General features: G+C 71.5%; 28 protein-coding genes and 1 tRNA gene. 17 read left to right on the top strand and 12 right to left on the bottom strand.

Annotated elements, in window-relative coordinates:
- Positions 1 to 99: 99 nt before the first annotated feature.
- From AB0I15_RS40200 to AB0I15_RS40190, 3 genes are all read left to right on the top strand, one after another.
- Positions 100 to 2,682 carry an AAA family ATPase gene (locus AB0I15_RS40200; protein ID WP_358108044.1) on the top strand — a complete coding sequence of 861 codons (2,583 nt, stop codon included), beginning with the start codon at positions 100 to 102 and terminating at the stop codon, positions 2,680 to 2,682.
- A 75-nt stretch (positions 2,683 to 2,757) separates the two neighbouring features.
- Positions 2,758 to 3,606 carry a hypothetical protein gene (locus AB0I15_RS40195; protein WP_358108041.1) on the top strand — a complete coding sequence of 283 codons (849 nt, stop codon included), beginning with the start codon at positions 2,758 to 2,760 and terminating at the stop codon, positions 3,604 to 3,606.
- Positions 3,607 to 3,658: 52 nt separating this feature from the next.
- Positions 3,659 to 3,796 (top strand): hypothetical protein, encoded by a 138-nt coding sequence (locus AB0I15_RS40190; RefSeq protein WP_358108038.1) that lies wholly within the window; start codon positions 3,659 to 3,661, stop codon positions 3,794 to 3,796.
- A gap of 16 nt (positions 3,797 to 3,812) precedes the next feature.
- Here AB0I15_RS40190 and AB0I15_RS40185 read toward each other — a convergent pair whose 3' ends face one another.
- Both AB0I15_RS40185 and AB0I15_RS40180 read right to left on the bottom strand, forming a co-directional pair.
- Complete coding sequence (locus AB0I15_RS40185) at positions 3,813 to 5,006, bottom strand: cytochrome P450 (protein WP_358108035.1); 1,194 nt, start codon at positions 5,004 to 5,006, stop codon at positions 3,813 to 3,815.
- Positions 5,007 to 5,105: 99 nt separating this feature from the next.
- Positions 5,106 to 6,092 carry an aldo/keto reductase gene (locus AB0I15_RS40180; protein ID WP_358108032.1) on the bottom strand — a complete coding sequence of 329 codons (987 nt, stop codon included), beginning with the start codon at positions 6,090 to 6,092 and terminating at the stop codon, positions 5,106 to 5,108.
- A gap of 177 nt (positions 6,093 to 6,269) precedes the next feature.
- Here AB0I15_RS40180 and AB0I15_RS40175 point away from each other — a divergent pair, with 177 nt between their 5' ends.
- Positions 6,270 to 6,989 (top strand): helix-turn-helix domain-containing protein, encoded by a 720-nt coding sequence (locus AB0I15_RS40175; RefSeq protein ID WP_358108029.1) that lies wholly within the window; start codon positions 6,270 to 6,272, stop codon positions 6,987 to 6,989.
- A gap of 57 nt (positions 6,990 to 7,046) precedes the next feature.
- Here the strand turns inward: AB0I15_RS40175 and AB0I15_RS40170 are convergent, their stop codons facing one another.
- Complete coding sequence (locus tag AB0I15_RS40170; RefSeq protein WP_358108026.1) at positions 7,047 to 8,045, bottom strand: glycoside hydrolase family 11 protein; 999 nt, start codon at positions 8,043 to 8,045, stop codon at positions 7,047 to 7,049.
- A gap of 292 nt (positions 8,046 to 8,337) precedes the next feature.
- On the opposite strand from AB0I15_RS40170, the gene AB0I15_RS40165 reads away from it, so the two are divergent.
- From AB0I15_RS40165 to AB0I15_RS40145, 5 genes are all read left to right on the top strand, one after another.
- Positions 8,338 to 9,246: an ABC transporter ATP-binding protein gene (locus AB0I15_RS40165; protein WP_358108023.1), complete on the top strand. Its 909-nt coding sequence runs from the start codon at positions 8,338 to 8,340 to the stop codon at positions 9,244 to 9,246.
- A 16-nt stretch (positions 9,247 to 9,262) separates the two neighbouring features.
- Positions 9,263 to 9,967 carry an ABC transporter permease gene (locus tag AB0I15_RS40160; protein ID WP_358108020.1) on the top strand — a complete coding sequence of 235 codons (705 nt, stop codon included), beginning with the start codon at positions 9,263 to 9,265 and terminating at the stop codon, positions 9,965 to 9,967.
- A 2-nt stretch (positions 9,968 to 9,969) separates the two neighbouring features.
- On the top strand, positions 9,970 to 11,178 hold the full coding sequence (locus AB0I15_RS40155) for a sensor histidine kinase (protein ID WP_358108017.1): 1,209 nt from the start codon (positions 9,970 to 9,972) through the stop codon (positions 11,176 to 11,178).
- Positions 11,171 to 11,812 carry a response regulator transcription factor gene (locus AB0I15_RS40150; protein ID WP_358108014.1) on the top strand — a complete coding sequence of 214 codons (642 nt, stop codon included), beginning with the start codon at positions 11,171 to 11,173 and terminating at the stop codon, positions 11,810 to 11,812. Before AB0I15_RS40155 ends, AB0I15_RS40150 begins: the two co-directional genes overlap by 8 nt.
- 100 nt (positions 11,813 to 11,912) lie before the next feature.
- The gene (locus AB0I15_RS40145) at positions 11,913 to 12,755 is read left to right on the top strand and encodes an NAD(P)H-binding protein (RefSeq protein WP_358108011.1); all 843 of its coding nucleotides are present in this window, start codon (positions 11,913 to 11,915) and stop codon (positions 12,753 to 12,755) included.
- Here AB0I15_RS40145 and AB0I15_RS40140 read toward each other — a convergent pair.
- The gene (locus tag AB0I15_RS40140; RefSeq protein WP_358108008.1) at positions 12,738 to 13,943 is read right to left on the bottom strand and encodes a hypothetical protein; all 1,206 of its coding nucleotides are present in this window, start codon (positions 13,941 to 13,943) and stop codon (positions 12,738 to 12,740) included. The genes AB0I15_RS40145 and AB0I15_RS40140 overlap by 18 nt on opposite strands.
- 30 nt (positions 13,944 to 13,973) lie before the next feature.
- Positions 13,974 to 14,300 (bottom strand): sigma factor, encoded by a 327-nt coding sequence (locus AB0I15_RS40135; protein ID WP_358108005.1) that lies wholly within the window; start codon positions 14,298 to 14,300, stop codon positions 13,974 to 13,976.
- Positions 14,301 to 14,536: 236 nt separating this feature from the next.
- Here AB0I15_RS40135 and AB0I15_RS40130 point away from each other — a divergent pair, with 236 nt between their 5' ends.
- Complete coding sequence (locus tag AB0I15_RS40130) at positions 14,537 to 15,301, top strand: AfsR/SARP family transcriptional regulator (protein ID WP_358108088.1); 765 nt, start codon at positions 14,537 to 14,539, stop codon at positions 15,299 to 15,301.
- Complete coding sequence (locus AB0I15_RS40125; protein WP_358108003.1) at positions 15,301 to 15,720, top strand: S26 family signal peptidase; 420 nt, start codon at positions 15,301 to 15,303, stop codon at positions 15,718 to 15,720. Before AB0I15_RS40130 ends, AB0I15_RS40125 begins: the two co-directional genes overlap by 1 nt.
- Here AB0I15_RS40125 and AB0I15_RS40120 read toward each other — a convergent pair.
- The 4 genes from AB0I15_RS40120 to AB0I15_RS40105 form a co-directional block, all read right to left on the bottom strand.
- Positions 15,606 to 17,597 carry an ABC transporter ATP-binding protein gene (locus tag AB0I15_RS40120; protein WP_358108000.1) on the bottom strand — a complete coding sequence of 664 codons (1,992 nt, stop codon included), beginning with the start codon at positions 17,595 to 17,597 and terminating at the stop codon, positions 15,606 to 15,608. The two genes, AB0I15_RS40125 and AB0I15_RS40120, sit on opposite strands and share 115 nt — an antisense overlap.
- Positions 17,594 to 18,157, bottom strand: a complete 564-nt coding sequence (locus tag AB0I15_RS40115) for a hypothetical protein (protein WP_358107997.1) — start codon at positions 18,155 to 18,157, stop codon at positions 17,594 to 17,596. Before AB0I15_RS40115 ends, AB0I15_RS40120 begins: the two co-directional genes overlap by 4 nt.
- A gap of 16 nt (positions 18,158 to 18,173) precedes the next feature.
- Positions 18,174 to 18,689, bottom strand: a complete 516-nt coding sequence (locus AB0I15_RS40110) for a MauE/DoxX family redox-associated membrane protein (protein ID WP_358107994.1) — start codon at positions 18,687 to 18,689, stop codon at positions 18,174 to 18,176.
- Between the two features lie 75 nt (positions 18,690 to 18,764).
- Positions 18,765 to 18,995 carry a hypothetical protein gene (locus tag AB0I15_RS40105; RefSeq protein WP_358107991.1) on the bottom strand — a complete coding sequence of 77 codons (231 nt, stop codon included), beginning with the start codon at positions 18,993 to 18,995 and terminating at the stop codon, positions 18,765 to 18,767.
- A gap of 160 nt (positions 18,996 to 19,155) precedes the next feature.
- Between AB0I15_RS40105 and AB0I15_RS40100 the strand changes: the two genes are divergently transcribed.
- Positions 19,156 to 19,836 (top strand): flavin reductase family protein, encoded by a 681-nt coding sequence (locus AB0I15_RS40100; protein WP_358107989.1) that lies wholly within the window; start codon positions 19,156 to 19,158, stop codon positions 19,834 to 19,836.
- On the opposite strand, the gene AB0I15_RS40095 is transcribed toward AB0I15_RS40100, so the two are convergent.
- Positions 19,833 to 20,339, bottom strand: coding sequence for an NUDIX domain-containing protein (locus tag AB0I15_RS40095; protein ID WP_358107986.1), 507 nt, complete (start codon positions 20,337 to 20,339; stop codon positions 19,833 to 19,835). The genes AB0I15_RS40100 and AB0I15_RS40095 overlap by 4 nt on opposite strands.
- An 80-nt stretch (positions 20,340 to 20,419) precedes the next feature.
- Between AB0I15_RS40095 and AB0I15_RS40090 the strand changes: the two genes are divergently transcribed.
- A complete protein-coding gene (locus AB0I15_RS40090) occupies positions 20,420 to 21,508 on the top strand; it encodes a hypothetical protein (protein WP_358107983.1) in 1,089 nt (362 codons plus the stop codon).
- A 6-nt stretch (positions 21,509 to 21,514) separates the two neighbouring features.
- Here AB0I15_RS40090 and AB0I15_RS40085 read toward each other — a convergent pair whose 3' ends face one another.
- Positions 21,515 to 22,258 carry an ABC transporter permease gene (locus AB0I15_RS40085; RefSeq protein ID WP_358107979.1) on the bottom strand — a complete coding sequence of 248 codons (744 nt, stop codon included), beginning with the start codon at positions 22,256 to 22,258 and terminating at the stop codon, positions 21,515 to 21,517.
- The gene (locus AB0I15_RS40080) at positions 22,239 to 23,192 is read right to left on the bottom strand and encodes an ATP-binding cassette domain-containing protein (protein WP_358107976.1); all 954 of its coding nucleotides are present in this window, start codon (positions 23,190 to 23,192) and stop codon (positions 22,239 to 22,241) included. The genes AB0I15_RS40085 and AB0I15_RS40080 overlap by 20 nt, the downstream gene beginning before the upstream one ends.
- Before the next feature lie 490 nt (positions 23,193 to 23,682).
- Between AB0I15_RS40080 and AB0I15_RS40075 the strand changes: the two genes are divergently transcribed.
- From AB0I15_RS40075 to AB0I15_RS40060, 4 genes are all read left to right on the top strand, one after another.
- Positions 23,683 to 24,645 carry a GH25 family lysozyme gene (locus tag AB0I15_RS40075; protein ID WP_358107973.1) on the top strand — a complete coding sequence of 321 codons (963 nt, stop codon included), beginning with the start codon at positions 23,683 to 23,685 and terminating at the stop codon, positions 24,643 to 24,645.
- A gap of 41 nt (positions 24,646 to 24,686) precedes the next feature.
- Complete coding sequence (locus AB0I15_RS40070; RefSeq protein WP_358107970.1) at positions 24,687 to 25,205, top strand: NlpC/P60 family protein; 519 nt, start codon at positions 24,687 to 24,689, stop codon at positions 25,203 to 25,205.
- Between the two features lie 82 nt (positions 25,206 to 25,287).
- Positions 25,288 to 25,518, top strand: coding sequence for a transposase (locus AB0I15_RS40065; protein WP_358107967.1), 231 nt, complete (start codon positions 25,288 to 25,290; stop codon positions 25,516 to 25,518).
- A gap of 39 nt (positions 25,519 to 25,557) precedes the next feature.
- Positions 25,558 to 25,630: transfer RNA gene (locus AB0I15_RS40060), tRNA-Thr, on the top strand.
- The last annotated feature ends 8 nt before the right edge of the window (positions 25,631 to 25,638 follow it).

Genomic DNA, 25,638 nt, shown 5'->3' with positions numbered 1-25,638 from the left:
GCACCGAGGCGCGGTCCCACCCGGACCGGGCCTTCTCCGGCCGGGACCACTCCGCCGTTTCGTAGGGCCCGGCAGGGGCGCGGGTCTACGATCGGGGTCGTGGAGCTGTGGGAGCGCTCAGCGACACTGGAACTCCTCGACGGTCTGCTGGGCGAGAGCACGCGGGGCGGGCGGGTGGCGGTGGTGGCCGGTGAGGCCGGCATCGGCAAGTCCGTGCTGGTCACGGAGTTCGCCCGGCGGTGCGGGCGGCGGGCGCGGGTCCTGTGGGGCGGCTGCGACAGGCTCGTCACCCCACGGGCGCTGGGGCCGCTCCACGACATCGGTCGCCAGATCGGGGGCGTCCTGGCCGACCGGCTCGGCGCCGGCGCGGCCCAGGAGGAGATCTTCGCGGCCTCCTTGGAGGAGCTGTCCTGTACGCGGGGGCGGTCGCACCCCGTGGTCGTGGTGGAGGACGCGCACTGGGCCGACGAGGCCACGCTGGACTGGCTGGTGTGGCTGGGGCGGCGGATCGGCCGGTTGCCCGCGCTGCTGGTGGTGACGTACCGCGATGACGAGGTGGGGGCCGAGCACCCGATCCGCGGCGCCCTGGCCGCCCTGCCGAACGCCCTGGTGCGACGCGTACGACTGCGCCCCCTGTCGCACGGCTGCGTGACGGAGCAGGCGGCCCGGGCGGGACGGGACGCGGCGATGGTCTACCGGCTGACCGGCGGGAACCCGCTGCTGGTGACCGAGTTGCTCGGCAGCGAAGGCCCGGCGGTGCCGGACACCGTGCAGGACCTCATCCTCGATCGGCTGCGGTCGCTGCCGGGGCCCGCCAGGGACCTGGCCAGGCTGGTGTCCGTGATGCCCACCCGCGCCGACGCGGCGGTCGTGGCGGGCGCCTCGGAGCTGGTCGAGACATGCGTGGACGCGGGGGTGCTGGTGCCGTCCGGTGACGGGGTGGCGTTCCGCCACGAGCTGCTGCGCGGCGCGGTGGAGGAGACGTTGTCACCCGCGCGGCGCGGCGCGCTGCACCGGCGGGTCCTCGGCATCCTGGCGCGGGCCCAGGGGATCGACCCCGGCCGGCTGGTCCATCACGCGCTGAACGCGGGAGACGGGGCCGCCGTCCTGCGGTACGGGCGGCTCGCCGGCGCGGGGGCGGCCCGGCAGGGGGCGCACCGGGAGGCCGCGGCGCACTACCGTGCCGCCGTCGAGCACGCGGGCGGGCTGCCGGGCGGGGAGCGCGCCGCGCTGCTGGAGGCGTACGCGGAGCAGGCGTACCTGGCCGGGCTGGCGGAGGAGGCGCTGCGCGTCCGGCAGGCGGCGCTGGAGCTGCGGGAGGAGGAGGGGCGGGTCGAGCTGGTCGGCGAGAACCTGCGCATGATCTCCCGGCTGGCGTGGTGGGCGGGGCGGCGCGAGCAGGCGTGGGAGGCGGCGGCGCGGCTGGTCGCCGTGCTGGAGGACGGCGATCCGCAGCTCGCCATGGCCTACAGCAACCAGTCGCAGCTCCACATGGCGGCGCACCAGCTCGACGAGGCCGTGTCCTGGGGCGAGCGGGCCCAGGACCTCGCCGATCGGCTCGGGGACGTGGCCGCCTCCGTTCACGCGGCGATCAACGTGAGCACGGCACGTCTCGTCCGGGGCGAGGAGGGCGCTCCCGCGGCGCTGCGCGCGTCTCATGAGCGCGCCGAGGCCGCCGGGCTGGTCGACCACGCCGCCCGCGCGCTGGTCGTGCTGGCCACGGGCCCGGTTCAGCTCGCCGAGTACGGCGTCGCGGCCCAGGCCCTCGAAGAGGCGCTGGCCTACGCCACCGGCCATAACCTCGACGGCTACGTCCAGTACCTGCTGGGCGTGCGGGCGGTGGTGCGGGTGGAGAGCTGCGACTGGGACGGCGCGCTCGCCGACGCCGAGGCGTCGCTGGCCCGGGCGGTGCGAGGCGGGGTGGCCATGTTCCCCGCGCTGCTGGCCCGCGGCCGGATCCTGGCGGCCCGTGGCGACCCGGGAGCGGCGGCCATCCTGGAGGAGGCGGCCCGGCAGGCGGAACGCACCGGTGAGCCGCAGCGGGTGGGACCGGTGGCCGCCGCACGTTCGGAGCATTTCCTGTGGTCCGGCGATGCCGGGCGCGCTCGCGAGGAGGCCCGGCGCGGCCTCGACCTGGCCGTGTCGGTGTGCCATCCGGTCTTCTCCGGGGAGCTGGCCTATCGCTGGTGGCTGGCCGGCGGTGACCGGCGGCTCCCCTCCGGTACGGCGGCGCCGTACCGGATGATGCTCCACGGCGAATGGGCCGGCGCCGCCGCGGAGTGGGCCCGGCGCGGCGCCCGGTACACCCGCGTCTGGGCCCTGGCGGCAGGTGACCAGAGCGCCGCCGCAGAGGCGCTGCGGACCCTGGACGGGCTCGGCGCCGTGCGAGCCGCCCAGTGGCTGCGCGGCGAGCTGAGGAGGCGCGGGTTCACCCGGATCCCGCGCGGTCCTCGGCGGGCGACGGCCGCCAACGCCGCCGGGCTGACGCCACGCCAGGCGGACGTGCTCGCCCTTCTGGCCGAGGGCCTGTCCAACGCCGAGATCGCCGCCCGCCTGTCCCTGTCGGCCAAGACCGTCGACCATCACATCTCGGCGGTGCTGAGCAAGCTCGGCGTCACCAGCCGAGGCCAGGCCGCCGCGCTGGCCCACCGGATGAACGCGGCCGGCGAGTCGGCAATCTAGGGAGATCTCCCGAATCGCCCCATAGGGCGGCGGCTCTAGCGTTCTTGACGGGCACACCGACCGCCGGAGGATGTCGTGAGCATCGCGTACCGCCTGGAGGAACGCTTCTCCCCGGAGGCCGAGTGGGCGCTCGGCATCGACGACGACCCGGTGACGGAGCGGGTGCGGCACACCGTCGACCTGCTCAGGTCCGGCGACCCGCGAGCCGAGGACTGCCTCAGGGGGCTGGCCGACCAGTTCGCCGCCGGCGACCACCTGGCCGTCCGGCTCGTGCTGGAGGCGATCGGCGTCCTGCTGGCCGTACGGGCCGGGCGGGAGGACACGGCCGGCCTCGACACGCCTGCGAGCCCGATGACCTACGTCGACCTGGCCCCGGGCCGCTGTCCCCAGCCCGAGCGGGGTGTCGTGGTCTGCCGGCGCGAGGACGACCGGTGGCGGCTCTCCTTCGGCGGCCGTACCGCTCTGGCGGAGGACGGCGTGGGCATGCGCTCCCTCGCGGTGCTGATCGCCAACCCCGGCCGCGCCATCGACGCGGTCGACCTGGCCACCCACCCGGCGCTCCCCGATGAGCCCGCCCGTGACGCCGGCGGGACGTCCTCGATGCCGGACGACCGGACCACACACGTCTACCGGGAACACCTGTCCTGGTTGCGGGCCGAGATCGACGACCTCGAATCGGCCGGCGCCACCTGGCGTACCGGGGCCCGCCGCGCCGAGCGCGACCGCGTCGCCGCGGCACTCGCCGCCGCCACTCGCCTGGGCGGGGACGCTCGCCCGCGTACGGACCAGGAACTGGTCGGGATGGCGATCGGCCAGGCCGTCCGCCGCACCCTGACCCGCATCGCCACCGCCGACGCGGTGATCGGCGACGAACTGCGCGCCACCGTTCGCGTCGGCGTGCGTTGCTCCTATCGGCCCCGTTGAATCAGGACGATGACGATGCGGGGGTCGTCACTAGTGGTGGCTTGTCCTGCCCGTGCGGATGTGGTTCGCCGCGCTGGGCCCGCTGCGTGTCCTGCGGGAGGAGGACGACCTGCTCGGCGAGTTGAACGGCGCGCGTGACCACGACCGCCTGACCGCCCTCCTCAAGCGTTATCGGGCCATGCGGCGGTAGGCGGTGTCCCGGGCCGCTACCAGGTCACCGGTAACCGGTGCACGCCGTAGACCAGCATGTCCGACCGCATCGGCACCTCGTCGGCGGGGACCGCCAGGCGGAGCTCCGGCAGGCGGTCGAGCAGGGCGGGCAGGGCGATGCGCAGCTCGTTGCGGGCGAGTTGCTGGCCCAGGCACTGGTGGATGCCGTGCCCGAACGTCAGGTGGCCGGTCGCGTCCCGGGTGAGGTCCATGGCTCCGGGGTGGCTGAACCGCACCGGGTCCCGGTTGGCCGTGGGCAGGGAGACCGTGACCGTCTCGCCCGCCTTGATCGGGTAACCGTCGATCTCCATGTCCTCCAGCGCGGTCCGTACCAGGAAGTCGACCACCGTGAGATAGCGCAGCAGCTCCTCCACCGCGCCCGGCACCAGAGCGGGGTCGCGGCGCAGCGCGGCGAGCTGGCCGGGCTTGGAGAGCAGGGTGTACGTGCCCAGGGCGAGCATGTTGGCCGTCGTCTCGTGCCCGGCCAGGAGCAGCAGCATGGCCACCCCGGCCAGCTCATCGTCGGTGAGCTCCCCGCTGGACGACAGGCCACTGATCAGGTCGTCGCCCGGCCGGGCCCGCTTGCGCGCCACCAGGGCGCGCACGTAGGTGTTCACCTCGTCGATCGCCTTCTGCTTCTGCTCGGTGCTGACCTCCAGCGACACGACCGTCGACGCGTGCTCCTGGAAGTTGTCGCGATCGGCGTACGGGACGCCGAGCAGCTCGCAGATCACCAGGGCCGGGATCGGCAGCGCGAAGTCGCGCACCAGCTCGGCGGGCGGGCCGGTGCGCCGCATCGCGTCGAGCGTGCCGGCGGTGATCTCGGCGATCCGCGGCTCCAGCAGTTTCATCCGGCGAACGGTGAACTGGCCGGTCAGCAGCCTGCGGAAGCGGGTGTGCTCGGGCGGATCCATGCGTACGAAGAACCCGGGCGGACGGCGGATGGCGTCGTGCCGCCCCATCAGCGGCGTCGTCGGATGGTGGAGGTCGGGCCGGGCGCTGAAGCGGTTGTCGCCCATCACGGCACGGGCCGCCACCCAGCCGGTCACCAGCCAGCCGAGGTGGCCGTCGGCGTACCGGAGTCTGCGGATCGGGGCCTCCTCACGCCACTTCTCCAGCTCCTGCGGGGGATCGAGGGGGAGCTGACGCTGGGTGGGCATCGTGACGGGAGGGGACGCCGAATCGCTCATGTCGGACTCCTCATGGATCGCTGCCGGCCGCCTGTCCCACCCAACATCCATCACCGAGGTCGGCCCATCAATGGCACCCGTGCGGGCGAATCGAGAGACCTAGTGGACCGAGTCCAGGCGGGAACGCTGGTCCTCGGTCAGTTCCAGGTCCACCGCCGCCAGGTTCTCCTCGAGCTGCGCCACCGACGACGCCCCGGCCAGCGGGATGATGGGCAGCGCGGCTCCGATCTGCCAGGCCAGCACCACCTGGTTCATGCTCGCCCCGCACTCCTCGGCGACCTGGCGCAGCACCGCCAGCCGAGCCGGGGTCCCGGGGTGGTCGTAGTCCGGCGGCACCGGCTTGTCCTGCCGGGTGTAGGCGCCGCTCAGCAGCGGTGAGTAGGCGACCAGGGTCAGGCCGGTCTCGGCGCGCAGGTAGCTCAGCAGCTCGGGCCCCGCGGCCCCGAGGCTGCCGTCCTCGAAGATCGACTCGGGGACGTCGAGACGCGGCCGCAGCAGACTGTGCTGGTACTGCAGCACCTCGTACGCGGCCGCTCCCGCCGCGGCGGCCAGGGCGCGGGCCCGCTCCACCCGCCAGATCGCGTGGTTGCTCACCCCGAGCAGACCGACCGTGCCCTCGGCCACCAGTTCGCCGAAGCCCTCGACGGTCTCGGCGAGCGGCACCCGGTGGTCCTCGATGTGCGCGTACAGCAGGTCGATCCGGTCGACGCCGAGCCGTTCCCGGCTGCGCTCGGCCGCCTCCCTGATCGTCTTGGCCGACAGCCCCTCGGCGTTGTCGGCGTAGCCGGTGCCCGGCGCGAGCGGCCGCGCGCCCAGCTTGGTCGCGATCACGATCTCGTCACCCACGCCCCGGCTGCGACGCCAGCGGCCCAGCAGCTCCTCGCTCTGCCCGCCCTGGCTGCCGTCCGTCCAGAAGGCGTAGTTGTCCGACGTGTCGATGAACGTCCCGCCGGCCTCGACATAGCGGTCAAGGATGGCGAAGGACGTCTGCTCGTCGGTCACCGAACCGAACAGCATCGCGCCGAGGGCGAGCACGCTCACTTCGCGGCGGGTGGCCGGGCCGGTGCCGATCGATCGGTATCTCATGCCGTCTCCTTACTCCGTCCCGCGCTCCGCGGGTCTCGGACAGGAGTCTCCGTGCTGGAGCGAACTCCAGGTCAAGGCGGATCCGCGAGCGCGCCGCGCGGGATAATGGCGGCAAAGAACGCGGGCCGGGAGTGGCGACGTCGCCGGCCCCGTACACGAAGCAGGAGGCCGGCACCGGTGAGCCACTTGGTCGAAGTCCACTCGCGCAAGGCCGCCCGCATCCTCGACAGCGCGCGTGAGCTGGTGCTCGACCACGGCGCGGGCAAGGTCACCGTGTCCGAGATCAGCCGCGCGGCCGGCGTCGGCAAGGGCACCGTCTACCTCTACTGGCCCAGCAAGGAAGACCTCATTCGCGGGCTGTTCGCCCGCGACCTGCTGACACTCCTGGAAGAGGCCATCGCCCGCGTCACCGCCGACCCCGCCACGGTGCTGCCGCACCGCCTGGCGCCGCTGCTGGCGCGCACCGCGCAGAGGGCGCCGCTGGCGCGCCGGCTGCAGAGCGGCGACCAGGAGCTGGTGCGGCTGCTCACCCAGGAGGCCGGCGATCGCGAGCTGTACGCCCGCGCCAAGCCCGCCGCCATGTGCGACACGGTCATGCCGATCCTGCGCCGCCACGGCCTGATCCGCGACGACCGCCCCCTGGCCGCCCAGTCCTACGCGGTGCACGCCGTGCTCAACGGATTCCTGATCGGCATCTTCGATCCGGACACCGCGCCGCCGGGTGTCGCCGATCCGTACGCGGTGCTCGCCGACACGGTGGCCCTGCTGATCGAGCACCCCGATCCGCCCGCGGCCCCGGCCGTCGCCGCGGCGGCCGGGGAGATCGTCGCCGTCTTCCGCGGGATCCGTGACGCCGTCCTCGACCTCATCGACCGCAGCCAGACCGCCGAACAATGATCTGAACAATGATCCGCACGCGGGCCGGCGCGGCGGCCCGCGTGCGGACACCGGCGGTCAGCTCGCGCTGCAGGAGACCGTCGGCCAGGTCCAGTTGCCGTTGTGCTGGACCGTCACCCCCCAGTTGTTGCCGTTGCCGTTCGGCCGGGCGGTCAGCACCTGGGCGCTGGGGTAGCTCGCGCTGATGTTCCAGGTGGACAGGATCTGCGCGGGGGACGGAAGGTTCATCGTCACCGTCCAGTTGCTGGAGCCGCTGACCGAGACGTTGAGGTTGTAGCGGTCGGACCACTGTTGCCCGGCGGACAGCGACGCGGTGCAGCCCCCGCCGCCGCCACCGCCCCCGCCACCACCGCCGCCGCCGCCGGAGCCGCCCACGGTGATGTTGGAGTTTCCGCTGCTCTGATATCCCTCGGTCGCCAGGATCATGTAGTCATGGTTGCCCAGGTTCATGCCATTGCGGGCCCAGGCGTCGAAATGGTTGCCGGACGTGATGGTGCCGCCCGTCTTCTTGGACTGCCGGACGCTCCAGTATTGGTTGAACGTCCTGGTGCCCTCGATGGAGGGGGCGTTGTAGCGGGTGGTCTGGTAGATGTCGTACGTGCCGCCGTCGCTGGTCACGGTGCCCTTGTACGTCCCCGTGGGCCGATAGGTGCCCCAGTTGTCGACGATGTAATACTCCACGAGCGGATTTCTCGTCCAGCCGTAGAGCGTCAAATACGCGTTGCCGGACGGGTTGAAGCTGCCCGAATAACTCACGCTCCTGCGCCCGCCGGGATTCCAGCCCTTGCCGGCCACGAAGTTCCCGGTGTTGCGCCACGAGGTGCTGTAGTTGCCGCCGGATCCCAGCTCCATGGAGACCGACCCGGCGCTGTCGGTCCAGAAGGAGTAGAAGTAGCCGTTGTTGGTGCCGGTCTGGTTGGAGGTGATGGGGGCCGCGTTGGCGATGCCGGGCGTCATCGTGGTGGCCGCGACCAGCGCCACGACGCTGGCACGGCCGATGAGCCGCCTGATGCGGCCGCGTCCGCGGCTCGTCGGATGGGCGGGGGCGTCGTTCATCTGCGCTCCTCGGGAAGGCCGGAGGGCTTCGAAACTATCGGTACAGTTGCGAAAGTATCGGACCGACTTCGGCGGTCTGTCAACGAAACCTGTCAGACCCTGTTGAGGGGTAATGCCGAAAGCCTGGTCAACGACGCTGTTTGGCCGGCCTGGGCCCTCTGAAACTTTCAAGCCGCATCCGAAATTTGCCGTGTCATCAACCGAACGGTGGATTCTCGGATCAACCCCATCCACCCCTCGTCATGGCCGGCAAGTCGATTCGCCCGGAGCGGCGCCGAAAGATCCTTGAGCCATGGCAGTCATCGAAGTCACCGACCTCACCAAGAGGTACGCCGGCCTGACGGTCCTGGACAGGGTGTCGTTCTCCGTCGAGGAGGGCGAGATCTTCGGCATCCTTGGCCCCAACGGCGCCGGCAAGACCACCACCGTCGAGTGCGTCGAAGGTCTCCGGCGGGCCGACAGCGGATCCATCAAGGTCCTCGGGCTCGACCCGGTCAAGGACGGCAGAGCGCTGCGCGAGCGGCTCGGGGTGCAACTGCAGCACACCCAGCTCCCGGAGAACATCAAGGTCTGGGAGGTGCTCGACCTGTACGCCTCCTTCTACTCCGCCCCGCGCGACTGGCGGGAGCTGGTGGAGCAGTGGGGGCTGGCCGACAAGCGCGACGCCCGCTTCGGGAAGCTGTCGGGCGGCCAGAAGCAGCGGCTGTTCATCGCGCTGGCGCTGGTCGGGAACCCGCGGGTGGCCTTCCTCGACGAGCTGACCACCGGGCTCGACCCGCAGGCGCGCCGGGCCACCTGGGAGCTGATCAAGCGGGTACGCGCCGACGGCGTCACCGTGGTGCTCGTCAGCCACTTCATGGACGAGGTCGAGGAGCTCTGCGACCGGGTCGCCGTGTTCGACCGGGGCGGCATCGTCGCCCTCGACACCCCGGGCGGGCTCATCGAGGGCATCGACGCCGAGCACCAGATGCGATTCACGCTGATGACGGAGGCCGACCCGCGGGCGCTGCTCGGCGACGTGCCCGGGGTGTCGGGCGTGGTCAGCGACGGCGACCGGGTGGTCGTCACCGGCAGGGGCGACTTCGCCACCGCCGTCACGGCCCGGCTCGCCCGCCACCACGTCCTGGTCAGCGACCTGCGGATCGACAAGCGCACGCTCGACGACGCCTTCCTCGCCCTCACCGGCCGTTCCTTCAACTGACCCAGGGAGTCCTGACATGACCGCGCTCGCCAAACTCACCACCGTCGAGCTGAAGCTCCTCGTCAGAGAGCCAGGCTCGATGTTCACGGTGCTCATCCCGCTGTTCATCCTGGTGGTCTTCGGCAGCTCGATCGAGCCGGGTGACACCGTGCTGCTCCCGATGGCGCTGGCCATCGCCGTGGGGCTGGTCGGGCTGTACATGGTGCCCACGACGCTGGCCACATACCGGGAAAGGGGCATTCTGCGCCGGCTCTCCACGACCCCGCTCCGGCCGCTGAACATGCTGGTGGTGCAGGTCATGATGCAACTGGTGCTGGCGGTCGTCGCCTGCGGGCTGCTGCTGGCCGTCGGGGGGACGGTGCTGGGGGCACGCCTGCCCGGCGGGGTGGGGGCGGTCGCGGTGACGTTCCTGCTGGGGACGGCGGCGATGTTCTCGATCGGGCTGCTCATCGCGGCCCTCGCCGCGAACGGGCGCAGCGCCAACGGGATCGGCGTGCTGCTGTATTTCCCGATGGCGTTCCTGGCCGGGCTCATGCAGCCGGCGAACCAGATGCCGGTGATTCTCGCGCGGATCGGTGAATACACTCCATTGGGCGCTTTCCGGCAGTCGTTGCAGGAGGTCTGGGCGGGCGGCTCGCCGAGTCTGCTGCTGCTGGGCGTGATGGCCGCGTACGCGCTGGTCCTGAGCGCCGCCGCGGCCAGGTTCTTTCGTTGGGAGTGAGCGTGACGAGGCTGGACCGGTGGGAGCGGGACCTGCAGCGGTACCTGGCCGCCGTCCCGTACGTCCTGCTCGCCGTCTCCACCGTGCTCTACCTGCTCGCCGGGGAGCAGGGGCCGTGGTACGACCGGCTGGTCACGCTCGGCCTGGCGCTGCTCGCCGCCGCGTGGATCGCGCTCATGCAGCGCGGCTCGATGAAGGCCCTGTACGTCACCGGCCTGGTCGTGCTGATCGCGGTGCTGAGCAGCCGAGGGGTGTGGTTCGCGAGCTTCTTCGGCTTCGTCGGCTACCTCCACTCGTGGAGCTACCTGCCCGGCAAGTGGCGGTTCGCGGGAGTGACCGCCACGGCGGCCGGCACCGTCGCGGCCTACATGGGCGGCCCGCCCGAACCCACCCTGACGGGGATCCTCACGTACGTGCTGCTCACCGGTGCCATCGTGGCCGCGGTCGGCCTGTTCAGCTTCGTCGGCGAGGTCACCGCCGAGCGCAGCGCCGAGCGGAAGAGAACGGTGGCCCAGCTCGAAGAGGCCATGCGGGAGAACGCGGGACTGCACGCCCAGCTCCTGGTCCAGGCGCGGGAGGCGGGGGTCATGGACGAGCGGCAGCGCATGGCGGGGGAGATCCACGACACGCTCGCGCAGGGCCTGACCGGCATCATCACCCAGCTCCAGGCCGCGACGCACGCCAAGGACGACGAGGACGCACGCGAGCGCCACCTCGGCAACGCCATGCACCTGGCCAGGGAGAGCCTGGCCGAGGCCCGCCGGTCCATCCACGCCGTCGGCCCCGGCGCGCTGGAGTCCGCCCCGCTGCCCGACGCGCTGGCGGCGGTCGCGGCCGAGTGGTCCGAGCTGAACGGCGTACGGGCCGAGGTGACCACCACTGGTACGGTCCGTCCCATGCATCCCGAGGTCGAGGAGACCCTGCTGCGCACGGCCCAGGAGGCGCTGGCCAACGTGGCCAAGCACGCGGGCGCGGGCCGGGTCGGGCTGACGCTGTCGTACATGGAGGACGTGGTCGCCCTGGACGTACGCGACGACGGCGCCGGATTCGACCCCGAACGCGTACGCGACGGCGGCGGCTTCGGCCTGCCCGCGATGCGCAGGCGGGTGACCCGCCTGGCGGGCGCCCTGGAGATCGAGTCGGAACCCGGCGCCGGCACCGCCGTCTCCGCGAGCGTCCCCGTCGTCCTCCGGGAGGCCCCGCGTGCCTGAGACCCCGATCCGGCTGCTGATCGCCGACGACCATCCCGTGGTCCGCGACGGCATCCGCGGCATGTTCACCGGCGACCCCGGCTTCGAGGTGCTGGGCGAGGCGGGCGACGGGGCCCAGGCGGTGGACCTGGCCCGCGTGCTGGACCCCGACGTGATCCTCATGGACCTGCGCATGCCCAGGATGGACGGGGTGAGCGCCATCAAGGAGCTCGCCAGGCTGGGCCTGCGGGCCCGCGTCCTGGTCCTGACCACGTACGACACCGACAAGGACGTCCTGCCGGCCATCGAGGCGGGCGCGACCGGCTACCTGCTCAAGGACACCGGCCGCGACGAGCTGATCCGCGCCGTCCACGCGGCGGCCAGGGGCGAGGCCGTGCTGTCGCCGTCGGTGGCCACCCGCCTGCTCGGCCAGGTGCGGGCCCCCGCCGACCCGTTGAGCGCGCGTGAGCTGGAGGTCCTGCGCCTGATCGCCGACGGCGCCACCAACCGCGAGGCCGCCGCCCGCCTGTTCATCAGCGAGGCCACGGTCAAGAGCCACGTCCTGCACATCTACGCCAAGCTAGGCGTCAATGACCGCGCGGCGGCGGTCGCGGTCGCCTTCCGCCGCGGCCTCCTCGGCTCCGACAACGACTGAAAATCCGGTTATCGAGACGATCGCGTATGAATTCAGGACTCCAGAGCATTGGTCATCCCGTCCAATCCTTCTAGATTGACGATCGATGAAGGAGGATCGGATGACACAACGCATTCTGGTCACCGGGGCGACCGGCACGGTCGGCCGCCACGTGACGGCGCTGCTCGCGGAGAGCGGGGCCGAGGTCCGGGCGCTGGCCCGCAGACCGGCCGCCCTCCCGCCCGCCGTGGAGGGCGTGCCGGCCGACCTGTCGGCGCCCGGCTCCCTGCGCGCCGCGGTCGAGGGCGTCGAGGCGGTGTTCCTGGTCTGGCCGTTCGCCTCGGCCGAAGGGCTGGAGACGGTGCTGGCGGCGGTCGCCGGGCATGCCCGCCGCGTGGTCTACCTGTCCTCGGCGGCGGTACGCGACCACGAACGGCAGGCCGAAGAGCTGATCGAACGGTCGGGGATGGAGTGGACGTTCCTGCGCCCGCACGCCTTCGCGGCCAACGCGCTGCGCTGGGCCGAGCGGATCCGGGCCGGGCAGGCGGTGCGGGAGCCGTACGGCCGGGCCGCCATGGCCTTGGTGCACGAGCGGGACATCGCGGCGGTGGCGGTGCGGGCGCTGACCCGGGACGGGCACGCCGGCGCCGTCCATGAGCTGACCGGGCCGCACTCACTGACCCAGACCGAGCAGGCACACGTGCTCGGCGAGGTGATCGGCCACTCGGTGCGCTGGGAGGAGGCCTCCCCGGACGAGGCCCGCCGGGGCATGCTGGCCCGCGGCTGGCCGGCCGCGGCCGTGGACGGCGTCCTGCGCGCCCAGGCCGCGATGACCGCCGGTCCCGCCCGGGTGACCACCACCGTGGAGGAGGTCACCGGGCGGGCGGCGCGGACGTTCCGCTCATGGGTGTCCGAGCACGCCGACGCCTTCCGTCCCGCCGCGCGGCTATCGGATCTTGGATAGGTCGATCAGGTACAGGTCCTTTCCAACCGCATAGTGGAGCCTCCGGCCGGACGACTCCAACGACGGCATCGACATCGACTGTCCTTCCGGCTTGATGTGGAAGGCACCCGACTTGCCGGTGACCCGGTCGTACAGGCCGACCCCCTCAGGACCGCGCTCTCCGAACGCCGAGACGTAGAAGCGGTCCTGGGCCGGCGGCCGCAGCGAGAGCCCGAGCGAGGCGCCACCCGTCCGCTTCTCCTGCGAGCCGTCCCGCTGCCGGAAGAAGCCTTCACCGTCGGCGTTCCGGCCCGCACAGATGTCCACGCCACAGCTTTGGACCTGCTCGCCGGGGTGGCTGACGGCCGTTCTGGTCTCCCCGGTCTCCACGTTCCGGATCCGCTCGAACCGGATGCCCGTGGGCTCGCCGCCTGTTCCCGGCGCGCCGATCCAGGGCCAGGACAGCAGGTGCATCCCGGCACCGCCCTCGACCTGCGTCACCGTCCCGCCCCCGAGAGGGACGGTGTAGACGCCACCCGTGTACAGGGAGAAGACGAGCCGGCCGTCGGCCACGGCGAGCCCGTCGATCCCGCTGCCGTCCCCACCGGCGACGCTCCGCTCGGCGACGAGCCTGGGCGCACCGCCGTCCAGCGGCACGGTCCAGAGGTTCACCATGTCGTCCTTCGTCATGGTCCACCACGCCACGAGGCCGTCGCCCACGGCGTACTCCATGCCGGGCGACGTGGTCCCCTCGGGCTGCGGCAGGTCGGCGATCTTGCGCTGCTCGGCGGTCTCGACGTCGTAGGCGTAGATGGCGCCCTTTCGCTCGCCTTCGATCCAGCTCTCCACGAGCAGGGTGCGGTCGTCGACGAACGTCTCCGGCCGCCACCGCGCGCTGTCGGCCCCCTGGAGCGGGACCTTGCGCACGGCCTGCGGCCAGACCTCCTCCAGAGGCGCGGGCGGCCTCGGAGAGAACGACTGCGAGGCGGCCTCACCCTGCGTGACCGTCATGACGTCGCCGCCACGCAGCACGGCCAGGGTCCCGCCCGAGCTCACCACGGCCGCCGCGGCGGCCAGCGCCATCCCGGCGCGCCGCCTCCTGCGCGCGTGAACCCGTTCGAGCCGCTCGGGCAGCATCCCCGGCAGCCTGGGCGCCTGCTCGGCCGCCCGGCCGAGCGTCCTGCGCAGTGTCTCCTCGACCTCGTTCATCGGCTCTTCTCCCTGCTCATCGGCTCCGGCTCAGTCGGCATGGCGGTACGCAGCTTGTCCAGCGCGCGGGCGGCCTGGCTGCGTACCGTGGTGCTGACGCTCCGGCAGGTCCCAGGCCGGCAGCTCCCGCCGGCGCAGCCGCCACGTGGCGATGTGCAACCTGGCCATCGTGGTGCGGGCGTAGCTCTCGGCGTTCTCCTTCAATCGCAGTCGCGGCCAGGCGCCGCGCAGCTTCAGCAGCGCCTCCTGGACCAGGTCGGCCGCGTCATGCGGGTTCCCGGCCAGGACGTAGCCGTAGCGCAGCAGCGCGTCGCCACGTCTGGCCACGAACTCCGCGAAACGGGGATCGCCTTCCAATGCTTCTCGCCTTTCGTCGTCGCTTCACCTCCGAGAGGAGCCAGGTGCGAAAACTGTTGCACGTGAGGCGTGGGGCTCCGCCCGGTGGCCGGCGCCTGGAGTTCCACGCCAATTCCGCGGAATTGCCGAGGGATTGACACGGTGGATATTGGAGTGATAATCGGCTTGGGGTGCTTTACGGTCGGGGACCGGCCGTTTGATCGCCTACGGGGGCGAAGGAGACTTCAGTGCGTTTCATGGTGCTCGGTCCGCTGGAAGTCGTCGATCAAAATACACCGATAAAGATAACCGCGTCCATGCAGCGACTGGTGCTCGCCGTCCTCCTGCTCAATGTGGGCAGACCGGTGAGCGTCCCGCAAATGGTGGCCGACTTCTGGGGCGAGCGGCCGCCGCCGAGCGCGCGCAAGACCGTCCACGGATACGTCTGGCGCCTGCGCGGCCTGATCGACCGTTCCTGCCACCGGCACATCGAGACCGTGGACTCCGGCTACCGCCTGCGGGCCGACGACGTCGACTTCGTGCGGTTCGAGCGGCTGGTCGGGGCGGGGAGGCGGGCGTCGGCCGCCGGCGATCTGCCGGCGGCGGAGCGGCGGCTGAGCGAGGCGCTGGCGCTGTGGCGCGGGCCCGCCCTGACGAACGTGCCCGCCACGCCGCAGATCGCCGTTTCGTGCACGCGGCTGCGGGAATTGCGGCTCAGCGCATTGGCCGCCCGGTTCGACATAGGGCTGGAAATGGGCCAGCATCGCCTCATCACGCCGGAGCTCCAGGTCATTGTCGTGGAATATCCATTCAATGAGGAATTTCACGCGCAGCTCATGCTCTCGCTTTATCGCTGCCATCGTCCGGCGGAGGCGCTGGAGGTGTTCTATAAACTGCGCTCGTATTTGGTGGACGAGCTCGGTGTGGAGCCCAGCCCGTCCCTGCAACGGCTCTTTCTGCGTATTCTCGCCAATGACTGCGCGCTGGCGGCTGCCCGGCCCGTGAACGAGATGGTGCTGTGATGACGGCGGCCGTGCTCGGGGCCGTGCTGGCCGTGCTGGCGGTGCGGGCGGCGCTCGTGGTCGTCACGGTGCGGGGCGGCAGCATGGAGCCGGCCCTGCGGGACGGTGACCGGGTGATCGTCGCCCGGTGGGCCCGCCGGCGGGTCCGGCGCGAGGCCGTCGTCGTGTGCCGGGCGCCCGACGGCCTGGTGTTGCCGGGCAGACGGCCCACAGTCGCCGCCGACGGCGTACTCCTGGTCAAGCGCGTGGCCGCCCTCGCCGGCGATCCCCAGCCGGGCGGGGGCGTCGTGCCCGCCGGGCACATCTACGTGCTCGGCGACGCGGGACCGGGGCTGGACTCCGGAGAGTTCGGCCCCATCCCCGTCGCCGCGGTCGTCGGCCCGGTGATCGCGCGCCTCGGCGGATCGCACTCGTCCTGAGCGCCCGCTCCTCGCACGGCGTGCTCGTCTTGACGACCGGTCGCCCGCATGGCGTGCTCACCCTGGGGATCGGTCGCCCGCATGGCGTGCTCGTCCTGGTAGCCGGCCGCCTGCAGGTGGAACAGGTCGGCGTAGCGGCCGCCCGTGCGGAGCAGGTCGGCGTGCGAGCCCGTCTGTGAGATCCGGCCGTCCTCGACGACCACGATCCGGTCGGCCATCCGTACGGCACTGAGCCGATGCGACACCAGCAACCGGGTGACGCCGGTCGCGTGCTCGTGCACCACCCGGTGCACCCGGTGCTCCGCCTCGGGATCCAGCCCCGCGCTCGGCTCGTCGAGGATCAGCAGGTCGCGGCCGGCCCGGAGGAGCATCCTGGCCAGCGCGATCCGCTGCCACTGACCGCCGGAGAGCTGCGCCCCGGGTCCGTCGTCGCCCTCTTCGCCGGTGCCGAAATGCATGAGGCTGAGCATGGTGTCGTACCCGCGGGGGAGCCGCCCGACGGCGTCGTCCACCTCCGCCAGCCTGGCCGCTTCCCGGATCCGCGCCGGGTCGAAGCGGGTCTCCAGGTCGCCGACGCCGATGTTCTCCAGCGCGGTCAGGTCGTACGTCATGTAGTCCTGGAACACCATGCCGATCCGCCGCCGCAGCGACGCCGGATCCAGGCGACCCATCTCGACGCCGTCCCAGAGGATGCGGCCCTTCGTCGGCTGGTACAGCCCGGCCAGCAGCTTGACGATCGTGCTCTTGCCCGCCCCGTTCGCCCCGACCAGGGCCACCGACCGGTGCAGCGGGACGCGGAAGCTCACGCCGCTGAGCACCCAGGGCAGGTCGTCGCCGTAACGGAACCACACGTCGTCGAAGACGATCTCCTTCCTGAGCGCCGGGGCGGGTTCGCCGACGGTGACCGGCCCGCTCGCGGCCATGATGTCGAGGTAGTGGCCGATGGACAGCAGGGCCTCCGATCCGGCAGCGAGTTGGCGCACCACGGAGGTGGCGGCGCCGGCGGTCACGGGCAGGGCCGTGAGGACGATCGCGAGGTCGCCCGGCGTGCCGCGCGCGGTGGCCGCGTCCATGACCACGACGGAGACGGCGAGCGCCATGGCCACCACCGCCGCGGCGTCCAGCACCGCCTGTACGCGCAGGATCCGCAGGTCGAGCTCGCGCTGTGACACGTGGATGGCGGCGAGTTCGGCCCGCATGCGGTCCTGGAAGAACCCGCCCAGGCCGAACACGCGCAACTCCTTGGCCGCGCGCGGCTCGTACTGGAGCCGGCTGTAGAAGTAGCGGCGGCGCTGGGCCGGGCTCAGCGCCGCCAGGAGACCGACGCGGTCCTTCGCCAGCCGCCGCTCGGCCAGCAGGCGCGGGATCGCGGCGGCGGCCAGCAGCAGCGCCGCCGTCCGGCTGACGGCCAGCAGGACACCGACGAACCCGGCCAACTGGATCGCGCCCTGGAGCAGGGAGCGGCCCGCGCCGATCAGTTGCTGCGGGGCGCTCTGACCGGCGCGCAGGGCGAGCTGGATGCGGTCATGGAAGCCGGGCCGCTCGAACAGCTCCAGCCCGGGCAGGCTGTTGAGCTTGGCGAACAGCCGGTCCTGCACGGTCATCTCGATCCGCCGCGCGTGCTGGTCCTCCAGGTAACGTACGGCGGCGTCCCCGACGTACGTCACCAGCAGCGTCCCGCCCAGCCCCACGGCCGGCAGGACCAGCGGGCCGGGCACGCCGGAGCTCAGGTGGTCGATCAGCAGCTTGCCGCACAGCGCCGCCACCACCGGGCTCGCCCCGAGCACGAGGGTCGCGCCGAGTACCACGACCGTCGCCACAGGGGCGGCGTGCCAGGCCAGCCCCACCGCGGTCACGAACCGCCGGGAACCGGTCATGGACCCGAGGAGACCGCGGACGCCCGCGACTCGACGGCTTCCGGCCCGCCCGCGGGCGCCCGCAGTTCCACGGCCGGGAGCTCGCCCGCGGAGCCGGGCGTGGCCATGACGGTCGCGTCCGGCCCGACCAGGAAGAAGCTCGGGTACCGCTTGACGCCGAACGCCCGCTGCAGCTCCCCGCCGAGCTCCTCCTCGACCACGCCGCCCGGCCCCGCCACGGCGGCGACGAGCTGGTCGGCCTCCTCCCGCTCACCTCTCACGTTCACCACGACCGTCAGCGCCCGAGCCCCGCCCGCGACCGCCGCCTCGGCCTTGGACCGGATCGTGGGCAGTTGCTCCTCACAGCTATGGCAGCCGGTGGCGACGAAGGACACGAGGGTGAGCGAGTCGCGCAGGCCGGGGACGCCCGCCACGGGGTCGCCGACGCGCAGGCCGCTCGCGGACGGGTTCTCCAGCGCCGCGAACCGCGTGGTGTGCTCGCGGAGCCGGCGGACGACGCCGAAGGTCAGGAACAGGTTGGCCAGCAGCAGCACGGCCAGGACGGCCTCGGGAAGGGTCATGAGGGCCTCCTTCTGGTCAGATCCGGAACAGGGCGTGCACGTCGTCGGCGAACGCGGCCATCCCGACCCCGAACGCCGCCGCGACCAGCGTCACCACGACCTCCCCCGGCTGGAGCGGGTTCGCCGGCACGTATGCGGTGGCCGCCGCCCCGAAGGCCGCGACCGCGCCCAGCAGGACGTTGCGCACCACGTGCACCGGCCCCAGCGGGGTCCGCGACGGCCCGAAACAGGGGCACGGAACCCGCCGGCGCCCCCGTACGGTCACCGCCACGAAAGCCGCGAACCCCCACATGAGCGCGGCGGCCAGGGCCAGCCCGGCCGGCGCCGTAGCGGGTGCGATCACGAGGGCCGCGACGGTCAGTTCGGCGGCGACGAGGAGGCGGGTCAGGCGGCGGCCGGTCGGGTGCCGGGCGACCCGCAGCAGTGTGCCGACGGCCGCCTCGACGTCCGCGGGCGCGCGCAGCTTCGACACCACGGCCAGCACCAGGACGCCGGCGATCAGGCTCTGGGACAGCAGCGCGAAAGAGGTCATGGGGTCCCTCCTGGTGACACGCGCCGGGCCGGTGGAGGGGTGCCGTGCGCCCGGCCCGGCGCGTGCGGGGGCGGATCAGCAGTAGTCGTAGATCTCCACCTGGCAGGTGCACTGCAGGCTGCCGTTCATGCAGCAGCTCCAGAGGTGGACGCGCGAGGCTATGTGACCGCAGCAGAAGTAGTTGCACCGGTAGGCGGCCGACGGGCAGTTGACGCAGTGCGACGCGCCGGCCGTCGCCTTCGGCAACAGGGCGCTCACCGTGGTGTCGGCCAGCCGTCCGGCGAGCCGCTGGAGTGTTTGGACCATGGGTTTCTCCCGAGACAGGGAACGATCTTCTCCTTGTCCGACTCTGTCACCGCCGGGTGTGCTGCCGGTGTGGCTACGGTGTGGCAGGCCGCGGGCGAGGGGAAAGAGACGTCCGAATCGCGCCAGCGTCGGCCTTCCACCTGCGGCGACAGTGGAACCCATGAATATCGACGTCGGCCCCCACACCTCTATCGAGCCGAACATCCTCTACTTCGGCACCCCCGTCGTCCTGATCTCCTCACTGAACGAGGACGACAGCGTCAACCTGGCACCCATGTCGTCGGCCTTCTGGCTGGGATGGCGGGCCGTGCTGGGGCTGGGGGCGCGGGCCAAGACGGCGCAGAACCTGCTGAGGGCCCGTGAGTGCGTGCTGAACCTGCCGTCCGACGCGCTCGCGGACGCCGTCGACCGGCTGGCCCTGACCACCGGGTCCGATCCCGTGCCCGAGCGCAAGTGGGACCGGGGATACCGGCATGTACGCGACAAGTTCGGGCGTGCGGGGCTCACCCCGGTGCCCTCCGAGACGGTGGGGCCGCCCCGCGTGGCCGAGTGTCCCGTCGCCATGGAGGCCGTGGTCGAAGGCCATCACCCCGTGGACGACGACGGCGGCGTGCTGGCCTTCGAGGTGCGCGTACAGCGGGTGTGGGTGCACGAGGACATCCGCATGGCGGGGACGAGCGACCGCATCGACCCCGACGCGTGGCGGCCGCTGATCATGAGCTTCCAGAAGTTGTACGGCCTGGGCCCCCAGGTGCGCCCGTCCACCCTCGCCCGCATCCCCGAGCGCGCCTACCGCAGCGCCGACCTGGAGCGCGCCCGGACCATCCCGGCCGTCCGCTAACGCTCGCCCAGCAGCGCCAGCCAGGTCTGACCGGGGCAGTGGCGCTCGATCTCGGCCCGTGGGAGCCAGTCCGCGCGGGTGCTCTCCGAGCCGGCCGGCGGGCGGGTCGGGCCGCCGGGACCGGGCAGCACGGCCCGGAACATCGCCATGTACGTCAGCGCCGGATACCGGTAGCCGGCCGGCGGCGGGTCCAGCAGTTCGATCCGCTGCCAGGCGAAGATCGTCAGGTCGGAGGGGAGCAGGCGCAGGCCGGTCTCCTCGTACAGCTCGCGGACGGCCGCGTCGGTCGCGGTCTCGCCCGGCTCCAGATGCCCGCCCGGGATGTCCCACCCACGGCCTTCGCGGTCCACGCAGGTGAGCAGCGTCCGGTCGGCCTGGTCGGACACGAACGCGAACGCCGACGTGGTCCGCTCGGCGGGCGGCAGGGCATCGGCGAGAATCACGTCCAGGCGGTGCGTCACCGGGATCCAGGGCACCGTACTCGTCGCGACCAGTTGTGTCATGGCCCCTTCATTCCCACCTAAAACGGATGCCAAGGCATTATCAGGGTGAAACCTAAAAAGGATGGGACTGCGTAGAGTACATGATCCGAAACGCTGCGAAGTGGACCGTTGTCATCCCCTGGCTGGCGCTGCTGGCCCTGGCGGGCTCGTGGGGGCGGGCGCTGCCGGCCGTGGTGGTGGCCCTGGTGGCCCTGCTGCTGGCCGGCGCCGTACTGGCGGCCGTGCACCACGCCGAGGTCATCGCCCACCGCGTCGGCGAACCGTTCGGATCCCTGGTGCTGGCCGTGGCCGTCACGGTGATCGAGGTGGCGCTCATCGTCAGCCTCATGATCTCCGGCGGCCCCCAGACGGCGACGCTGGCGCGCGACACCGTGTTCGCGGCGGTGATGATCACCTGTAACGGCATCGTCGGGCTGTCCCTGCTCACCGTCACGCTGAAACGGCGCATCGCCGGCTTCAACGCGGAGGGCACGGGGAAGGCGCTGGCCACCGTGGCCACGCTGGCCACGCTCAGCCTGGTGCTGCCCACGTTCACGACGAGCGCGCGGGGGCCGGCCTTCTCCCCGGGGCAGCTCGCGTTCGCGGCCGTGGTCTCGCTCGCGTTGTACGGGCTGTTCGTGCTGACCCAGACCGTCCGCCACCGCGACTACTTCCTGCCCGTCGCCGTGGAGGGCCGGCCGCCCAGCGAGGAGGAGCACGCGCCCCGGCCCTCCGCGCGCACGGCGCTGGCCAGCCTCGGGCTGCTGCTGGTGGCGCTCGTGTCCGTGGTCGGCCTGGCCAAGGTCGAGTCGCCGGTGATCGAGTCGGCCGTGTCGTCGGCGGGGTTGCCGCAGGCCGTGGTCGGCGTGGTGATCGCGCTGCTGGTGCTGCTGCCCGAGACCATCGCCGCCGTGCGCGCGGCCAGGCGTGATCAGGTGCAGATCAGCCTCAACCTGGCGCTCGGGTCGGCGATGGCCAGCATCGGGCTCACGATCCCGGCCATCGCCGTGGCGTCGATCTGGCTGGAGGGCCCGCTGCTGCTCGGGCTCGGCGGCACGCACATGGTGCTGCTGGCCCTCACGGTCGTCGTCTCGACGCTGACGGTGGTGCCGGGACGGGCGACCCTGCTGCAGAGCGGGGTGCACCTGGTGCTGTTCGCCGCGTTCCTGTTCTTGGCGATCAGCCCCTGATCCGGGTCAGACGCCCTGGCGCAGGGCGCGGTTGCCCAGGTAGAGGCCGATCGCGGCCAGGGCGCAGGCGCCGGCGGTGCCGTACAGGATCGAGGGGTCGGTCAGGTCGCCCGAGAAGAGCGCGCGCTGAGCCTCGACGATGTACGCGACCGGGTTGACCCCGGCGACCACCTGCATCCACCCAGGAGCGCTCTCGAGCGGGAGCAGCACCCCCGACAGCAGCAGCAGGGGGAAGAGCACGGACTGGGACACGATGTAGAACAGGGTGCCCGACGGGGCCGACTTGATGGCCAGGACGAAGGAGAGCGCGCCCAGCCCGACCCCGAAGATCACGAGCTGGGTCAGCCCGGCCAGCACCCCCACGGCGTGCAGCTCGAAGCCCAGGGGCAGCGCCAGCAGGATGATCAGCACCGCCTGGACGAGCAGCGTGAGCATGGCCTTCGCGCTCAGGCCGACCAGCATGGCGGTCCGGTTCAGCGGAGTGACCAGCAGGCGCTCCATCGAGCCGCCGATCAGCTCGACCAGCAGCGTGTAGCCGGCGCCCATGGGCCCGGTCAGGCACATCATGACCAGGATCCCGGGCACGAACCACTGCCACGACGACCCGACCGCCCCGTCCAGCAGCGCCCCGAACAGGAACAGGAACAGCAGCGGCTGCCCCATCTCGAACAGCAGCGCGGTGGGGTTGCGCAGTGCAGGCTTGAACTCGCGGGAGAAGATGGTGGCGGTGTCACGCAGGAATGTCGTCATCGGTGAGGCTTCTCCCGGTGAGAGTGAGGAACACGTCGTCGAGGGTGGGTCGGGCGGTCTCGGCGGCGACGACCTTGACCCCGGCGCCGTCCAGGGTCCTGAGATAGTCGGGCAGCGCGGCGGCGGCGTTGGCCACCCGCAGGCGCACGGTCGTGCCCTCCACGTGCTCGGTGCCGATCCGGGCGGCGATCCGGGCGGCCGTCTCCGCGTCCCGCTCGGTGCCGGTGGTGATCGTGATGTGGTCGCCGGCCAGGTCGTTCTTGAGCTGCGCGGCGGTGCCGTCCGCGATGATCCGGCCGCCGTCGATGATGACGACGCGCTCGGCCATGCTGTCGGCCTCCTCCAGGTAGTGGGTGGTCAGGAAGAGCGTGGTCCCGTACGTCTCCCGCAGGCGCAGGATGTGCCGCCAGACCTCGGCGCGGCTGGTCGGGTCGAGTCCGGTGGAGGGTTCGTCGAGGAAGAGCAGGTCGGGGCGGTGGATGAGGCCGAGCGCGATGTCCAGGCGGCGGCGCTGGCCGCCTGACAGGGTGCCGGGGGTGCGCTTGGCCAGCGGCTTCAGGTCGAGCAGGTCCAGCAGTTCGTCGGCCCGGGCGGCCGAGGCGCGGGCGGGCATGCCGTAGCAGCGGCCCTGGGTGATGAGCTCGTCGCGGACGAAGAAGTCCTCGCCCGCGCCGTGCTGCTGGCCCACGTAGCCGATGCGGGCGCGCACGCCGCCCGGGTCCGTCGTGACGTCGTGGCCGGCCACCGTGGCCGTGCCCGAGGTGGGCGGCAGGAGGGTCGTGAGCATGCGCAGCGTGGTCGACTTGCCCGCGCCGTTCGGGCCGAGGAAGGCCACGAGCTGGCCGGCCTCCACATCCAGGTCGATGCCGCGGACGGCGGGTACGACCTCCTTCTTGACTTTGAACTCTCGGGTGAGGCCCCGGGTATGGATCATGGTCGGTCTCCTCCGGGCATGGCGAAGAAACCCCTGGTCGGGGCGGCTTTCGAGGATCGAGCCCAGTTTGCGCAGGTGGAAGGCGGTTTTGCAAACGCGAATGTGACGTTCATATACGGCTCTGACCTGCGGAAACGACGTCCCGGACGGTGCCCGCGTGTGAGCGATTTCAGGGCTTTGAAGTGCGGTTTTCCGTTACGTCCGCAAGTTTTCCGCGCCGGCTCCCCGCACGGCTCTGCCGGCATGCCCATCATGTGCGAACTGGTCGTGCTCGTGAACGGGTTACCGGGGTCGGGGAAGACCACCACGCCACGCGCTCAAGGAGAGCCCGTGGCCGGGCTCGAGCGCGCCCGCTGGGGCTCGGGCCGGTCTATTGGCTGGATACGTTAAAGAAAGTAGATATTGCTGGACTTGCGGAATTGTGCAGGGCTCCGCAATGATCTCCCGCGTGAAACGTCTTGGGTTATTTGTGGTAATTGCCATGTTGGGAATGTCCGGGGTCGCCGAAGCCGCCGACGGGGTGCCCGGGGTGGACGTCAGTAACTGGACGGGCGACATCGACTGGGCGACCGTGGCCTCGGGTGGTGCGAAGTTCGCGTTCGTCCAGGCCACCGAGGGCACGAACTACCGCAACCCACGTTTCGACGCCCAGTACGGCGGCGCCGCCTCGGCCGGACTCGTACGAGGCTCCTATCACTTTGCGCAACCGCACGAGTCCGACGGGACAGCCCAGGCCGACTATTTCCTTCAGAACGGCGGCAACTGGGTCAGCGACGGCCAAACCCTGCCGGGGGTGCTCGATATCGAGGACAACCCGTACAAGGACAAGAACGGCAAGAACCACTGTTACGACCTGTCCACCGAGGACATGGTCACCTGGCTCAAGGACTTCACCAAGAAGTACCGCGAGGCGACCGGCCGGCACGTGATCATCTACACCACCACGAGCTGGTGGCGGACCTGCACGGGGAACTCCGGCAAGTTCACGTCGAACCCGCTGTGGCTGGCCCGCTGGGGTGCCGACCCGGGTGAGCTGCCGAAGGGCTGGAAGCGGCACACGTTCTGGCAGTCGGCGGACAAGGGGCCGCTGGTCGGCGGCGGGAACTCGTTCAACGGCTCGGAGTCCCAGCTCAAGTCGCTGGCCAACCCGCCGGCCGAGGTGCGGGTGTCGGGCCAGGCCGGCAGCAGGAAGACGTACCGGGTCACGATCTCGAACACGGGCCCGCATCCCGTCAAGGACATCAAGGTCTCGGGGCGGACGTTCGGCGGGCAGCGCGTGGTCAAGGCGCCCGGGTGCAGATACAGCGGCACGGCGGTGCTGTGCACGATCGACGAGCTGCCGCGCGGGCAGAAGGTGACGCTGACCTTCACCACCAAGCCCAAGAAGACGAGGGGCACGGTGGGCGTCAACGTGACGGTGGGGTCGGTGAAGCTCACCCTCAAAGCCGGATGATGCAGGATAAATCCCAAGACTGATTGTTTTGGGGGTCCTGGATGAGGCGGCGGTTAGCCGGAGCGATGGTGCTGCTCCTACTGACCGCCACGGCCTCCGTGCCCCTGAGCCTGCCGGTGCCGCCCCGGATCGTGCGCATCGCGCTCGAGATCGAGCAGCGCGGGATCGTGTACTCGTGGGGCGGTGGCCACAGCGAGGACCCCGGCCCGTCCAAGGGCACCTGCCGGGGCTATCGGGGCAGGGTCAAGCCCTGCCCGGCCGCCAGGACGCGCGGGCTCGACTGCTCGGGGTTCACGCGATGGGTGTACGCCCTGGCACACGGCGAGGACGTGCTTGGGCCCGGGAACACCGACGACCACGTACGGAAGATGCGCCGGGTCAAGTCCGCGCGCCCCGGGGACCTCGTGTTCTTCGGGAAGATCACCAAGAGGTCGGTCAGGACCCACCACGTGGGCGTCTACCTGGGCGACGGCAAGATGATGAACGCCCCCGAGACCGGGGCGGTGGTGCGCATAGACGACATCGCCAAGAAGGACTTCGCGGGCTTCTACCGCTACTGAGGTCGTTCGTACCGATTCGGTATGCCTGTAACGCATGTGGCGTGGCAAAAATTGAGAGACCCGGGGGCTACTGTGTGCCGCTATGGACAGGCGATGGGTCGGTCTCGACGGCTACGAGGTCGTAGGGGCGGTGCGCGCGGGGCGGCAGGTGCTGCGGGTGCGCAGAAACGGGCGGATGGTCGCCGACTGCACCTCCGTGGCGGAGGTCGCCAGACACGTCGATCTGGCCGATCTCTGCGAGGTCGTCGAGTTCCCCGCCCGGCGCGGGGCTGCGGCGCCGGCGACGGGCCGAACCAGTTCGCATCATCGCTGAGTGCCGTGTATGGTTACACCTGTCCGCAGCGCCGGACAGGCCCCTATAGCTCAGTCGGCAGAGCGTCTCCATGGTAAGGAGAAGGTCAACGGTTCGATTCCGTTTGGGGGCTCGCACTCT

Source organism: Nonomuraea sp. NPDC050643, assembly GCF_040654715.1.
In the GTDB taxonomy this organism is placed as follows: Bacteria; Actinomycetota; Actinomycetes; order Streptosporangiales; family Streptosporangiaceae; genus Nonomuraea.
Note: the sequence above shows the minus strand (reverse complement) of the source record. Positions and strands in the feature narration are given on the sequence as shown.